This is a genomic window from Desulfosediminicola ganghwensis, from assembly GCF_005116675.2.
Taxonomy (GTDB): Bacteria; Desulfobacterota; Desulfobulbia; order Desulfobulbales; family Desulfocapsaceae; genus Desulfopila; species Desulfopila ganghwensis.
This window is the reverse complement of sequence record NZ_CP050699.1, coordinates 3,105,500-3,119,502: the sequence shown is the minus strand read 5'-3', so window position 1 is coordinate 3,119,502 and position 14,003 is coordinate 3,105,500. Positions and strand designations below refer to the sequence as shown.

Here is a 14,003-nt window from a genome sequence, read left to right as displayed (position 1 = left end):
GTCCGTGTTTATTGTCTGGTTATGTTGATTTATATATTATTAACACCAGTTTTACATGCAAGTTTTTTAGCTTCTAAATAGATACCATCATTGTCATCAAATGAAAATTCGATTTCGGCCATTTCTCCATCAAAGTATCTTCTGATTTCTTTATCAAAATCGATTGTAATTATTGTGGTGTTGTGCCAATTGTATTGAGTGTTAACTGCTTTTAGGTTTTGTGTTGTATAGCCCATTGGAATGCCGGCTATCATTTCCGCTACCGAAAACAAATGAATATTTGAGAATTCAATAGTTTGTACTGAAGGATTGATCGTAAATGACAAATCCTTACAAATGAATGAAAATCTAGTCATTTCACTTGCGTTAGATTTTGAGCTCATAAGCAGTATTAATACTATAAAAATTATATATTTTCTCATTGAAATATTTTGCCCTAAATCTGTTTTAAAACATAAAGTGGAGTTGAGGGGCGCGCGCCTTTTGCGCGTCCCTCTCTAACGAGTTGTTAGCGACTATTTATTATTGCAATTGCTCAATGACTATCGGAATAATTATTTTATTAACTAATAGCATTAACAATAGCAATAGTGCGATTATTAAAAAACCTGGCCCATTTACATAAAGCTCTTTTAAAAAAGTGATAGGATGAAAAACATATTGATAGAACAGCAATGACACATTCTTTTGTTTAAATTTCTTTCGCCACACCAAATAACTGGCAATGCTCATTCCACCTATTATTATTGTTGCGTTAATAAAAAATTCTACAGGAATGTCAATATTGGCCACCTCATTTTATAATCATGCTACTCCAATTGTATGCGCTAACGTGTAATATAGGAGTACTCCCTTTTTGCGGAGTTTTCCCATTTTAGCCTCACAACAAGTACCACAACGGGTAGCTACCCGTTGTGGTACTTGTTTGATTTTTTGATGAGCAGTTTTCCTGTATCTTATAGATATTTCGTCGGAAATTACCACAACAAGGGTGGAAACTCTACTCTTTTGTTGCCTGGTAACAGGTTGTGTACAAACTCCTATTATGCGCAAATAACCTAGATATACCCATACGGGTATAATACGTAATTCTGATAAATTATTGAAAACGCTTACCCACAATTCTGTATAGCGAATACCTCCGAACCCTTTGTAAATTAACCCGCAATTCTTACATTTTTCCCAATTCTCCATCCAGCAATCTGGAGAGGGGTGGAGAAGTCTTTGATCTGAGTCTAGATGAGCAGGCCGTTACGAGTTTATTGTGAGATGAAAATGGTCAAAATCAGTTCATAAAGGTTCCCAATAGGCTTATTTTGCATGATAGTATTCTCCGCGACCTGGGGTAAGTTGAATAAATCGGACACCAATGTTAATAAAGCCCACGACATGGAGGTGTCCTAATGAGCAAACGAACTAACGGCCGCTACTCAAAAGAATTTCGTGATGAAGCCGCAAAATTAGTGGTTGAAGGCGGTCTTTCTGCCTACGAGGCATCACGTCAGCTCAAATTGCCAAAATCTACCCTGGAGAATTGGGTAAGAGCATGATCTTGCAACAATAAAGTGGAACCCTAGTTAAGCCGTTTTGTCCCTATCCCACCACTCCTGCTCAAAAAGAGCTGGTGCTTTGTAACCGTTCGTCGAGTGCTTCCTCTGACGATTAAAATAGACCTCTATATAGTTGAACAGTGAATGCTCGGCTTCCAATTTGTCGCGAAATTTCACGTGATGAGTCAGCTGTGTCTTCAAAGAGGCAAAGAAGGATTCAGCGACTGCATTGACGCTCCTATGTCAAGAGGTCAAGGCGGCATCTTCCAAATCAGCCAAAATTAATGGGTACAATTCTCTGACAATATAACGTTTCAAACAACGATGTATCTCTTTCACGGATTTTCCTTCTGCAGTTCTACGAGCGACATAAACCTGGGTGCGTGGATCACTCCTCATGCGTACCATGGCGATCGTCCAGAGAGCATTGTTTGCAGCTCGGTTACCACCTCTATTCAGGCGGTGACGGACTGTTTTCCCAGAAGATGCTTCCAAAGGGTTAACACCGCACAACGATGCAAGTGCTGATTCACTTCGTAAACGTTCAGGATTATCGCCGGCTACAGATAGCAATATGGCAGCTGTTTGAGGCCCGACACCAAACTGCTTACGCACCCGCGTAGCTGCTTTTGCAGTCAATTGTTCCAGATCTTTGTCTAATAACTTCAGTTCTTCTGTCAAGTATAACCAGCGCTTAGCAAGGAGGCGAAGTGTTGTTGCCAAGGTTTTCGACCAGTTTGTTTCACCCAAAGAACGAAGGCGTGCACAGCATTTCGCACACTCGGCAGCATTTGATTTCCATAATCTTGATCTTATTTCATCTGGCGCAGAAATTAACAAGCCTCTTAGCTGGTTGATTGTCTGTGTCCTGGATTTAACCGTGCTACGTCGAGCAACTGAAATAATACGCATTGCTTCTGCTGCACCTGACTGTGATTTTGGAACTGCACAGTCGGTACCTGATAAAACGGTGCGGGCTGCACTCTCAGCATCTGTTGGATCAGATTTTCCACGAAATCGGCGCATTGAACGATCTGGTCGATTAATTTCCAGAACTAAAACATCCTCCGCAGCAAGATACCTGGCCAGGCCCGCACCATAAGTTCCAGTACCTTCAATCCCCGCTCTTTGCAGGTCTCCAAAAGATCGAGCCCATTTAGCTAATTGTTTATATCCTTTTGAATTAGCTGTAACTGATAAATGACCTAAAAGTTTGCCTACGCTATCAATGACGACTCCAATGTGCTGGTCCAAGTGGGTATCAACACCAAGGATTACCTCACGTGTCAGTTGGCTGCTCATCGACTACCTCCTAAAAGTTTAGTAGGTATCACCAGCCCGGATTACAGGACAGGACACTCAAGATGCAGGACAAAGCTCCTATTAGGTCACAAGCAATCGGCCCAGTGATGCATGGGGAACGCCAGGGCCAGCCGACAGGTCAACGCAAAGGCAATAGAGCCAATCCCAGCACGGGTCAGGCTAGCCTGACATTCAATACCACTATAACTGAGTATCCCAACAATTTCCCTTGCGACTCATGCTTTGAATATATCCATTCTGTGTTAGTACAGCCCTGAAACTGGAACTTGCATACTGAATGCCACGATCACTATGGATCATCAAACCTGGTGCAGGCCTGCGCCTCATTATTGCTTTTTTAAGTGCATATATTGCAGATTTACTCTCCAGGGAATCGCTCAGATCCCAGCCAACAATCGCGCGAGAGAATAGATCAATAAACACTGTGAGATAATGCCATTTTGCACCGACCTTGATGTAGGTGATATCGCTCACCCAGGCGGTGTTTGGAGCTGAAACTGAGAATTTACGATCGAGCAGATTCGACGCTACAGGTTGCTTATGTTTTGAATCGGTTGTTACTACGAATTTCTTTGTTGTTTTGCACCTCAACCCCATTTCTTTCATTAATCGCGCAACGCGAGGCCGACTAACGCTGGAAAATTCACGCTCATCTCGCAAGTCAGCGGTAACAAGCGGGCTGCCGACCATGCCTTTATGAGCGCTAAAGATTTCCTTCACGCGCTCTTTAATCCGTATATTTTCTCGTTTTCGCGTGGAGATAGGGGCTTTCTCCCAACGATAGAAACCACTCGGGGTAACTTCTAAAGCCTGGCACATCTTCTTCACCGGAAATGCTGAGCGGTTCTTTTCAATGAATCTATATTTCATTTCGGTGCTCTGCTGAAGATGGCCACAGCTTTTTTTAGGATATCTCGTTCCATCTCGGCATCCTTGAGCTTTTTCTCAAGGTCCCTGATTTTCTTTTCCTGCTCAGTCAGAGCCTCACGACCGTTCCCAGGGAAAGCTAGTTCTTCTTTGGCTCGAAACTCACGCCTCCACTTGTAGAGAAGGTCTTTAGAGATACCGAGACTGTCGGCTACATCTTGCACTGACCTGCCGGGATCATCGGTCAGCTGAACTGCATTGCGCTTGAAATCTGGATCGTATCTTCTTCTTTGAACACTCATATCTTCCTCCTGCCAATCTCTTTAATATTGGCTTATCTGAGTGTCCACTCTTTTATAGCAGGATCAGCATTCAGGGCCGGTAAACTAGGCAATATAGGTGGCCACCAACAGCCATTAACCGAAATCGAGTTAGAACTCAATCGTGTTAAACGAGAGCTGGCTCAGGTCAAGCAGGAGCGCGACATCCTAAAAAAAGCAGCCGCGTACTTTGCCAAGGAGTCGCTGCACAGTACGCGATAATTACAGAGCTTCGACCTGAGTATGCAGTGCCTTTGCTCTGCCAGGTTCTAGCTGTTTCTTCAAGCGGCTATTATGCTTGGCTGAAACGCCCGGAATCACCACGACGGCAAGAAGAGACACGGCTTGTCATCGAGATCAAAGCGGCTCACAAAAGAAATAGAGAAACGTATGGCCCTGAACGCTTGCAGAGTGACCTGGCCGAGCATGGTGTTCATGTAGGAGTGCATAGGATCAAACGCATCCGCAAGGAACACGGTATTCGCTGCAAGCAGGTGAAAAAGTTCAAGGCAACTACAAACTCAAATCATCGCTTGCCGATTGCCGAGAATGTTCTTGAACAGAAGTTTGAAGCCAAGGCCCCCAACCAGGTCTGGGTTACTGATCTTACGTACATTTCCACTGCCGAAGGCTGGTTGTATCTCGCTGGTCATAAAGATCTGTTCACAGGGGAGATCGTCGGCTATGCAATGGGTGAGCGAATGACAAAGAACTTGGTCAGCCAGTCACTTTTTCGTGCTGTTGCTTCCAAGCGCCCACCCGAAGGCTTGATCCATCATTCGGACCGAGGCAGTCAGTATTGTGCTCTGGAGTATCGAAGATTGCTCGACCAATTCGGTATGCGCGCTTCTATGAGTCGTCGCGGTAACTGTTATGATAACGCACCCATCGAAAGCTTCTGGGGAGTATTGAAAAATGAGTTGGTCCACCATCGTCGCTACGTCACCAGAAATGAAGCGATAAAGGAAATCACGGAGTACATCGAAATTTTCTATAACCGCCAAAGGCGTCAGAAGAGATTGGATTACCTTTCACCTGCCGCTTATGAACAACAATTTTTCAAAGAGCAAAATACAGCGTAATATTTTGGTGTCCGCTATTGCCGACCGGCCTCAACCAGCGTTGCCCGATTAGTAGACAAGAAGTAATGGTGATGCTGTTTTTTATAAATTTCGCATATGTTTTGTATAAATATTTATTATTCAAAGATTTCAATTCACTACCGGACCAATAGCACTTCCCTCCAATAAACATCTTCTCAATTCAGCCAGCCTTTCCACTACCAGTAGATATTCCCAGATCCCCTTAAATTACAATACTTCTTCAACAGACTTATCGGCTCATCCCTTATCATTCCGGATATAAATCACTTTTAGCAGCACACCTACTGCCCATTTGACATTCATAAAATCCCCATGTATATCTGAAATACACACAGCGGTGGTGAATAAAGGTAGAGGAAAGTGCCTCGCCTCTTGTTCACCAGAGGCGAGTGTAGACAGGTCTCTTCGTATCGCCAGACGATATGGAGGAGCAGTTATTCGATCTCACCCTACCTGTCCCCTACACTGCCCACGAGTACTGCTCTACTCTACCGCTGTCCACTGCCAGCTTTCTGCACAATTCATCTTGCCCGTGCCTGCTTCCTATAATCATGCAAATTGATGCACGACGCGCCACTTGCTGCGCCATCGTGTGTGTAATTTAAAAAGAATTCGCACATTGCAATTCTGCATACAGGAGGCACCATGCACGATTTTCAAGGACGTTCCCAGGAATCTCCATTTCGCGTCATTGCCGAACTCGATCCCCCCAAAGGAGCTAACCTCGAATCATTTCTCGATTTTGCCCTGCAAATACGCGGGCGTGTCGATTCAATTCGAATTACCGACTGTGAAAATGCCATCATGCGCATGTCGCCCATTGCTCCGTGCCTTACTCTTTCCGACATCGGTTTTACACCTCAGATGGTCATCAACGGTCGTGACCGAAACCGTATCTCCTTCCAGGCCGATCTACTCGCGGCAGCTGCTTTGGGTGTAAAAGAAGTAGTGTTACAGGTTGGCCACGATACCTCAGAGGGTGACCAGCCCATGGCCAAGTCCAGCGGCGATCTCGACATGCCTGCCATGATAAAATGTGCAACTTCGCTCACCAGAGGGCGCGACCTTGCCGGCGAAGAACTGGACGGACCAACTGCCTATGAGGTAGGGGTTTCCCTAGAATTATCTGACGATGCTGCAGTCAATCGGAAACTTGCCGAATCGTTCCCGGCTATGGCCGACCAGGGTGTTCGCTCGGTAACATTAGGCCCCACCTACGATCTGAACATCCTCGAGTTGTTCGTGCCCGCAGCGGAACAGAACAATATTCGCCTCTATACCTCCATAATGTTTCTCAAGTCGGTGGTAATGATTCGCTACCTCAACAATCTCCCGGGTGTCCCGTCGGTTCCCCAGGAGTACTTAAAGAAGATGATGGATGCACCGGTCAAAAGGGATGCCGGCATGCACATAGCCGCAGAGTTGTATCGTGAGCTTGAAACCATGAGCGATGGAACTGTTCTGGTTGCCATTGGCCTTGGCGAACGACTACCCGAGTTCCTCACTATGATCGGACGATAAACCTGGAGATAGAAGCGATGGCCAATCATCTACCTCTTCAGTTCAGTATCAGTGCCGGTGACTACTTCGATACCGAACCGTACGCACACCAGATCCTGGAAGAGACCCCCAACGGGGTGATGGTTGTGAGTACCGACCATAAAATCATCTATACCAATCCGGCAGCCAGCAGATTTCTTGAGACCCCTTATACCGAGCTGGCTGGACGCCATCTCAGAGACATCTTTACCGGTGAGAACAGGACACTGATTGATCTTTTCCAAAGCTTTTTCACCTCACGCCCTACAAGCCGTAAGTCGCGGTTTAGAAAAGAAATATCTATTGGCAGCCATGACAATGAAACTGAGGATGAGCGGCGGGTACTTGATATCGTATTTGTCTATCCTGCCTCTGCTCCTGATTATTACATTCTCTACCTGATCGACATTTCCCATCTTAAAAGTCTTGAGCGTGAGTTACGCCGCAGAAATGTCTTCTTTCATAACCTGATCGACTCCTCGGTGGATGGCATCATCGCAGCCGATATGAGGGGCAAGATCATCCTTTTCAACGAAGGTGCGCAATCACTGCTTGGTTACAGTGAAGAAGAAACCCGCAACGGTTTCCATGTCACCCAGATCTACAATGAAGGTGTGGCCTATGAAGTCATTGCCCGTATGCGAAGCGAAGAATATGGCGGCAAAGGCAAGCTCCGCAACCAGGAGTTGACCGTCCGACACAAAAATGGCGAAAGCATTCCCGTAAATTTTTCCGGCGGCATAATCTATGACAATGACCAGGAAATCGCCACCTGCGGTATCTTCACGGACCTGCGTGCCATGCAGAAGATCGAGGAAGACCTCGAAAACACCCATCAGATGCTGATGCAGTCTGAAAAAATGGCAGGGCTTGGCCGCCTTGCCGCCGGGGTCGCCCACGAAATCAATAATCCCATGTCCGGTATTATGCTCTATGCCAACATGGTGCTTGAGGATCTGGGCCAGGATCACCCCCTGCAGCAAGACCTGGAGACCATTATCCGCGAAGCAGAACGCTGCAAGGTCATTGTAGCTGATCTATTGGAATTCAGTCACCAGACCAGTTACGAGATGGACCGCCTCAACCTCAACGAGGTGGTTACCAAGACACTAGGGGTACTTAAAAACCAGCCATCCTTTCATAACATCGAAATCGTCCTCAACCTGGCACAGGATCTCTGTCCGATATTCGGCAACGCTATCCGCCTTAACCAGGTTGTGATGAATATCATGGTAAACAGTGCCCAGGCCATGGAGTACGGCGGCACCCTGACTATCACCACCCGCAACAGAGCCGGGCGTGAGTTGGCCGAACTACTGATCAAGGACAGTGGTCACGGCATCACGCCCGATCAGCAGAAGAAAATTTTCGACCCCTTCTTTACCACCAAAAAACCTGGAGAAGGTACGGGCCTCGGCCTTTCGGTTTCTTACGCCATTGTCAAAGAACACCAGGGCACCATACGTGTTATAGAATCTTCTCCTTCAGGCACCACGTTTTCTTTACGATTTCCGGCAGTACAGGACACAGGGAAAAGCATTTCCGGCCAGAAGCCTGATACTGAACACAAAACAGAGCAAACCTCGACTGGAGAAAGCCATGCAAAACAGCCCCATTTCACCAGCTAAGGGAAGCAGAAAGCTCCTGAAAAAACTGAGCTCCCGCGATATCGACGTACAGACCTGTTATCAATGTAACCGTTGCTCTGCCGGGTGCCCGGTGGCGGATTACTTTGACCTGCAGCCAATGGAGATCGTGCGACTTGCCTCATACGGCATGGAAGACCAGCTTCTTGCCAGCAGCACCATCTGGCTTTGCGCCTCCTGTGATACCTGCGCAACCCGTTGCCCGAATGACATTGATATTACAGCCCTGATGGATGTGCTGCGGGAACTTGCTCTCAGAAAAGACATCCCGCCAGCCGTCCCTCAGGTTCCCGCCTTCCATGCCTCTTTTCTTGAGTCGGTCAGGCGCTGGGGCCGCACCTATGAAATCGGTATGATTGGTGCCTACAAATTACGTTCAGGGGATTATGCAGGGGATATGAAGCTTGGCATTTCCATGCTGGCCAAAGGAAAACTGAGCCTGCTCCCCCATTCCATCGAAGGTAAACCTGAAATTCGCGAAATCTTTGCGGGCAAAGGAAAGGAGTATGAGCGATGAAAATGACATACTACCCGGGCTGCTCGCTACAGGGCACAGCCCGTGACTACAACGACACCATCTTGGAAGTTTGTCAGACAATCGGCGTTGAGTTGAACGAGATAGAAGACTGGAACTGTTGCGGTGCCTCCTCCGCCCATATGACCAATCATGAAGTCGCCATGCGTCTTTCTATCCGCAACCTCCTGCTCGCTGCAAAATCTTCGGATAACGTTCTGATCCCCTGCTCTGCCTGCTACCAGAGACTAAAGGCAGCCGATAAAGCCTTACGCGAAGATCCGGAATACTGGGATGTAACCGACTATAACCCGGACTTCAAACTGGTCCATATCTCTACTTTTCTGGCTGAGCCTGAAATACTTGAACTCATCGCCGATAAAGTAATTCAACCGGTCGGCAAAATGAAAGTTGCCTGTTATTACGGCTGTCTGTCACTCAGGCCACCTCATATAACCGATGCGCCCAATCATGAAATGCCCACCACGCTTGAGAACATAGTTACGGCAATCGGCGCAGATCCTGTCTCATGGTCACATAAAACAGAGTGCTGCTCCGGCAGTCTTACCATGACCAGACCCGATATCGCAGGCAAGCTGGTTGGTGAGATTGTTGAAGCCGCCCGCCGTGGAGGAGCGACAGCCATGGTAACGGACTGCCCCATGTGTCAGGCCAATGTGGAAAGCAGGCAGGAACTCCCACCGGGAGCATCAATGGTTGTCTATTATGCAACTGAACTGATCGCCGCAGCCCTGACCGGCTCGTACCCTGAAAAACAGCAGAAGGTGCATCTGGTACCTGCCCACGCCCTGCAAGCCCATATGGAACGTTCTGCTCACAATGTAGGGACAGCCTCAGGGAGTACGACAGAGACTACATCTCAAAAGGAGGAATCAGCATGACTCCTGATCTCTTCAATCCCGGTTTAAAAACAGGATCAAGCACAGAATCCGGCACAGAGACCACAACGCTCCCCACCGGTGCCGTACTTGTTATCGGCGGTGGTATCAGCGGCATGCAGTCGGCCCTCGACCTGGCCAACAGCGGCTACAAGGTCTACATGATCGAAAAATCCCCGGCCATTGGCGGTAAAATGGCCCAGCTCGATAAGACCTTCCCAACCAATGACTGCTCGATGTGCATCGTTTCACCCAAACTGGTTGAAGTGGGCAAACATCGAAATATAGAGCTGTTTACCCATAGCGAACTCAGCTCGCTGGATGGCGAACAGGGCAACTTCAAAGCTATCGTCACCAGCCGCGCCCGCTATGTTGACACCAACAGCTGCACAGGCTGCGGGCTCTGTGAATATACCTGTCCGGTAACTCACCGCTCCGATTTTCCGGAGTTTGAAGAAAAAGACGGAAAACGCAAACCTCTCAGAGCCAAAGAAAAGAAGATCATTACCGGCTCCCTGCCGCCACGTCCCACGAAGATTCAGCCCTGGACCTTTACTGTCGATACAGACAAATGCGGCAAATGCGGCCTGTGCAAGAAAGCCTGCCTGCAAGCTGCTATCAACTGGCAGAAAGGTGAACAAGCTGTGATAGATCAGGCGTTGTGTACAGCCTGCGGTGCCTGTTATTCAGCCTGCCCCGCCAAGTTTGATGCAATTGAGATCACCAACGCTCTGGATCTCGAACAAAGTCTTGGTGCCGCTCTGGTTACCCGTTCTGCCGAAATCAAGAAAGAGTTTTCAGAAATGGCACCGGAGCAGTGCATCCGTTGCGGTCTCTGCAGCCTGATGTGCAAGGAGGTTATGGGTATAGGCGCCCTGAAGCTTGATAAGAACGGTATCGAGGCTGGCACGGATATCTGCCAGATGTGCGGGGCCTGTATCTCGGTATGCCCTGTAGATTTTCTGGCGATGGACAAACTCAGTAACCGCACCGCCGAGCCCTTGCTCGATGAGTTCAATGAACGGCTCAATAGCAGAAAACCCGTCAACATTTTCTATCCGCAAGCTGTTCCAAGGGTGCCGGTGATAGATGAAACCAGCTGTGTACAGCTCAATACCGGCAATTGCGGCATCTGCCAATCCGTCTGCGGAGTTGGAGCCATAAGGTATGAAGATGTGGTCACAGAGACCGAGATCGAAGTCGGCTCAGTGATTTTCTCGCCGGGGTTTGAGGTGAGTGATCCCAAGCTACGTGCGGAATTCGGTTACGGTATCTATAAAAACGTTCTCACCTCAATCGAGTTTGAACGGCTGCTCTCCGCCTCCGGCCCCACCTCCGGCGAGGTTGTACGGCCGGGCGACAACAGCCACCCGAAGAAGATAGCCTGGATTCAATGCGTCGGGTCACGCGATCAAAGCTGCAACCGGGAATACTGCTCATCAGTCTGCTGTATGTATGCCACCAAAGAGGCGTACATCGCACGCGAGCATGACAAGGCCATCGAACCAACTATTTTCTATATCGATATGCGTTCGTTCGGCAAGAATTTCGACAACTACATCGAACGTGCCAAGAACAATAAGGTGCGATATGTGCGGGCCATGGTGAGTCGCGCCTACGAAGATCCGCAGACCGGTGATCTGGAGTTGCGTTATACCGATGAGAACGGCCTACGTCAGCGTGAGACCTTTGACATGGTGGTGCTCTCGGTGGGTATCCAGGTCAAAAAGGAGAGCTGGAAACTGGCCGAAAAACTGCAGATCGAAATGGATAAATATGGTTTCGCGAGTACCAGTTCATTCGCACCACTCACCACTTCCCGCCCCGGTATTTTTGCAAGCGGAGCTTTCAACGGCCCTAAAGATATACCAGAGACTGTTATCGAAGCATCCGGCGCGGCCCAGGCTGCCTCCGCACCGTTATCTAGCGCCAGAAACAGCCTTATTAGCAGGGAAACGCTGCCAGAAGAAAAAACTATCGCAGACGATGCGCTTCGAATTGGCGTATTTATCTGTCACTGTGGAGCCAATATCGCCTCTGTTGTCAACGTGGAAGAGGTGATGAACTATGCCTCTACCCTGCCCGGCGTCGTCTACGTCGATAAACCGCTCTACACCTGCTCCCAGGATACCCAGGAGCGCATGCGTGAAATCATAGAAGAACATAACCTCAATCGCATAGTTGTTTCGGCCTGCTCGCCTACCACCCATGAGCCTTTATTCATGTCCACCATCCGGGCGGCAGGCCTGAACAAATATTATTTCGACATGGCAAATATCCGCGACCAATGCAGTTGGGTTCACCCGCTGGAGCCTGAAAAAGCCACGGAAAAAGCCAAACAGCTCACCAGGATGGCCGTGGCCAACGCTTCTGCCGCCGAAGCATTGCAGGAGATTGAATTCCCGGTGGACACCCGCCTGCTTATCATCGGCGGCGGACTGGCCGGTATGAACGCCGCCCTGGAAGCGGCCAACCAGGGATGTTCGGTCTATCTGCTGGAAAAAGAGGCTGTATTGGGCGGCAACCTTAACAGGCTGCGCCGCACCACCGACGGTCTTGATGTGCAGAATTACCTGAACACTCTCGTCCATCAGGTGGAGCAGGATGAGCGCATCAAGGTCTACACCAGCTCCGAGGTGGTGGAGCATTCCGGCTTTGTCGGCTCGTTTGAAACTGAAATCATCACCCCATCCGGTACCCCCAGAGTGCTCAAGCATGGGGCTATCCTCCTCGCCACAGGTGGCCACGAGAACCGGCCGAAACTCTATGGTCTCGGTGAGGCCAAACGGGTTATCACCCAGAGTGAATTCGAACAACTCATCGAAGAAAACCCAAAGGGCGTTGCAGGCTGCAAAAGCGTGGTGATGATCCAGTGTGCAGGCTCCAGAGATGCGGAGCATCAGGACTACTGCTCGCGGGTCTGCTGCAATCAGGCGGTCAAGAACAGCCTGAGTTTAAAAGAACTCAATCAGGACTGCCGGGTGGATATCCTCTATCGTGACATGAGGACCTACGGCCTTGGAGAGCTGAATTACCTCAAGGCGCGTGAACTCGGGGTCAATTTCATCCGTTACCAGCCTGAGCAGAATATGCCGGAAGTATTGCCAACAGAAAAGGCAGTCAACATCACTATCCATGATCCATCCATCCGGGCCGACGTTATTCTTTCAGCTGATCTGCTGGTGCTTTCCACAGGCATTACGCCAGGCAATACGGAAGAACTCTCTTCAATGCTTCGTTGCACCCGAAACAGTAACGGTTTCTTCATCGAGGCACATGCAAAACTCAGACCGGTGGATCTGCCCAGCGAAGGGCTCTTCATGGCCGGCACCGCCCATGGCCCGAAAAACATTCCGGAAACTATCTCCCAGGCCCAGGCTGCTGTGGCCAGGGCCCTGACAATACTCTCGAGGGACAAGCTCACTCTCTCTGCGGTTGTCTCCAAGGTAGATCCTGTCAACTGTGCGGTATGCCTTACCTGTGTGCGGGCCTGCCCGTATGGTGTGCCGGTCATCAATGAAGAACATACCGCCGAGATCAACCCGGCGCTGTGCCAGGGTTGTGGAATTTGCGTTGCCGAATGCCCGGCCAAGACCATCTACCTTGGTCGCTATAACGATCAGAATATCTTTGCAAAGGTTAACTCGGGCAGTACACAAGCCGTTCAACCAGACGAATCACAAAATATATCAACCGAAAGTTCACAAACTGTCGAGGAGGTACCAGCATGACGAGCGATCAATCTGTGAAGATCATCGCCTTTGCCTGCCGCCATTGAGCGTACTCAGCCGCGGACCTGGCAGGTTCGGAAAGAAGGCAATACCCGCCATCTGTCTCCATCGTCATGTTGCCCTGCACCGGCAGAATAGAGGAGGCGCTGATGCTGCAGGCGTTCGAGGGAGGGGCGGATGGTGTAATGGTAGTCGGCTGTCTCGAGGGCGACTGCCATTACATCTCCGGTAACCTGAGAGCAAAAGCGAGGGTGAACCGGGTAGCTACGATATTACAGGATATCGGCATCGGTGAAGAGCGTATACGAATGTACAACTTAAGCGCCGGTGAAGGTGCGAAATTTGCTGCCTATGCGAATGAATTCGCAGAACATATCGAACAACTTGGCTTCAGCCGGGTAAATATCGCACGAAACCCGGACCTTGAATCAACACCTGAGTCTCAAAAAACAGAAGCAGAAGAGGGCCAATCGGCAAAAGAGCCGGAACCGGTCTCTGAGGAGGCATAGCC

General features: G+C 49.0%; 10 protein-coding genes and 3 pseudogenes. 8 read left to right on the top strand and 5 right to left on the bottom strand.

Annotated elements, in window-relative coordinates; all coding sequences use genetic code 11:
* Nucleotides 1-29: 29 nt before the first annotated feature.
* Both FCL45_RS13220 and FCL45_RS13215 read right to left on the bottom strand, forming a co-directional pair.
* Nucleotides 30-422 carry a hypothetical protein gene (locus FCL45_RS13220; RefSeq protein ID WP_176360046.1) on the bottom strand — a complete coding sequence of 131 codons (393 nt, stop codon included), beginning with the start codon at nt 420-422 and terminating at the stop codon, nt 30-32.
* A 100-nt stretch (nt 423-522) separates the two neighbouring features.
* A complete protein-coding gene (locus tag FCL45_RS13215) occupies nt 523-792 on the bottom strand; it encodes a hypothetical protein (protein WP_136796007.1) in 270 nt (89 codons plus the stop codon).
* Between the two features lie 611 nt (nt 793-1,403).
* Here FCL45_RS13215 and FCL45_RS13210 point away from each other — a divergent pair.
* Nucleotides 1,404-1,550: a transposase gene (locus FCL45_RS13210; protein ID WP_176360045.1), complete on the top strand. Its 147-nt coding sequence runs from the start codon at nt 1,404-1,406 to the stop codon at nt 1,548-1,550.
* Between the two features lie 27 nt (nt 1,551-1,577).
* Here the strand turns inward: FCL45_RS13210 and FCL45_RS13205 are convergent.
* The 3 genes and pseudogenes from FCL45_RS13205 to FCL45_RS13195 all read right to left on the bottom strand — a co-directional run.
* Nucleotides 1,578-1,781: pseudogene (locus tag FCL45_RS13205) on the bottom strand (IS3 family transposase); the annotation flags it as partial.
* A gap of 12 nt (nt 1,782-1,793) precedes the next feature.
* On the bottom strand, nt 1,794-2,852 hold the full coding sequence (locus tag FCL45_RS13200) for an IS110 family RNA-guided transposase (RefSeq protein WP_136800040.1): 1,059 nt from the start codon (nt 2,850-2,852) through the stop codon (nt 1,794-1,796).
* 213 nt (nt 2,853-3,065) lie between these two features.
* Nucleotides 3,066-4,042 (bottom strand): annotated as a pseudogene (locus FCL45_RS13195) (IS3 family transposase); the annotation flags it as partial.
* Nucleotides 4,043-4,108: 66 nt separating this feature from the next.
* Between FCL45_RS13195 and FCL45_RS13185 the strand changes: the two are divergent.
* From FCL45_RS13185 to FCL45_RS13155, 7 genes and pseudogenes are all read left to right on the top strand, one after another.
* Nucleotides 4,109-5,142, top strand: a pseudogene (locus FCL45_RS13185) (IS3 family transposase); the annotation flags it as partial.
* A gap of 666 nt (nt 5,143-5,808) precedes the next feature.
* The gene (locus FCL45_RS13180; RefSeq protein ID WP_136797818.1) at nt 5,809-6,684 is read left to right on the top strand and encodes a methylenetetrahydrofolate reductase; all 876 of its coding nucleotides are present in this window, start codon (nt 5,809-5,811) and stop codon (nt 6,682-6,684) included.
* Between the two features lie 17 nt (nt 6,685-6,701).
* Nucleotides 6,702-8,330 carry an ATP-binding protein gene (locus FCL45_RS13175; protein ID WP_136797819.1) on the top strand — a complete coding sequence of 543 codons (1,629 nt, stop codon included), beginning with the start codon at nt 6,702-6,704 and terminating at the stop codon, nt 8,328-8,330.
* Nucleotides 8,302-8,865, top strand: coding sequence for a 4Fe-4S dicluster domain-containing protein (locus tag FCL45_RS13170; protein ID WP_136797820.1), 564 nt, complete (start codon nt 8,302-8,304; stop codon nt 8,863-8,865). Before FCL45_RS13175 ends, FCL45_RS13170 begins: the two co-directional genes overlap by 29 nt.
* Nucleotides 8,862-9,764, top strand: coding sequence for a CoB--CoM heterodisulfide reductase iron-sulfur subunit B family protein (locus FCL45_RS13165; protein WP_136797821.1), 903 nt, complete (start codon nt 8,862-8,864; stop codon nt 9,762-9,764). The genes FCL45_RS13170 and FCL45_RS13165 overlap by 4 nt, the downstream gene beginning before the upstream one ends.
* A gap of 113 nt (nt 9,765-9,877) precedes the next feature.
* Nucleotides 9,878-13,492 (top strand): 4Fe-4S binding protein, encoded by a 3,615-nt coding sequence (locus tag FCL45_RS13160; RefSeq protein WP_476700517.1) that lies wholly within the window; start codon nt 9,878-9,880, stop codon nt 13,490-13,492.
* A complete protein-coding gene (locus FCL45_RS13155) occupies nt 13,489-14,001 on the top strand; it encodes a hydrogenase iron-sulfur subunit (RefSeq protein ID WP_136797823.1) in 513 nt (170 codons plus the stop codon). The genes FCL45_RS13160 and FCL45_RS13155 overlap by 4 nt, the downstream gene beginning before the upstream one ends.
* Nucleotides 14,002-14,003 lie beyond the last annotated feature (2 nt).

Bases quoted from the DNA above. Each gene is read 5' to 3' on its own strand.
- FCL45_RS13210 (WP_176360045.1), top strand. From the start codon at position 1,404: ATGAGCAAACGAACTAACGGCCGCTACTCAAAAGAATTTCGTGATGAA.
- FCL45_RS13175 (WP_136797819.1), top strand. From the start codon at position 6,702: ATGGCCAATCATCTACCTCTTCAGTTCAGTATCAGTGCCGGTGACTAC.
- FCL45_RS13170 (WP_136797820.1), top strand. From the start codon at position 8,302: ATGCAAAACAGCCCCATTTCACCAGCTAAGGGAAGCAGAAAGCTCCTG.
- FCL45_RS13220 (WP_176360046.1), bottom strand. From the start codon at position 422: ATGAGAAAATATATAATTTTTATAGTATTAATACTGCTTATGAGCTCA.
- FCL45_RS13180 (WP_136797818.1), top strand. From the start codon at position 5,809: ATGCACGATTTTCAAGGACGTTCCCAGGAATCTCCATTTCGCGTCATT.
- FCL45_RS13200 (WP_136800040.1), bottom strand. From the start codon at position 2,852: ATGAGCAGCCAACTGACACGTGAGGTAATCCTTGGTGTTGATACCCAC.
- FCL45_RS13165 (WP_136797821.1), top strand. From the start codon at position 8,862: ATGAAAATGACATACTACCCGGGCTGCTCGCTACAGGGCACAGCCCGT.
- FCL45_RS13160 (WP_476700517.1), top strand. From the start codon at position 9,878: ATGCAGTCGGCCCTCGACCTGGCCAACAGCGGCTACAAGGTCTACATG.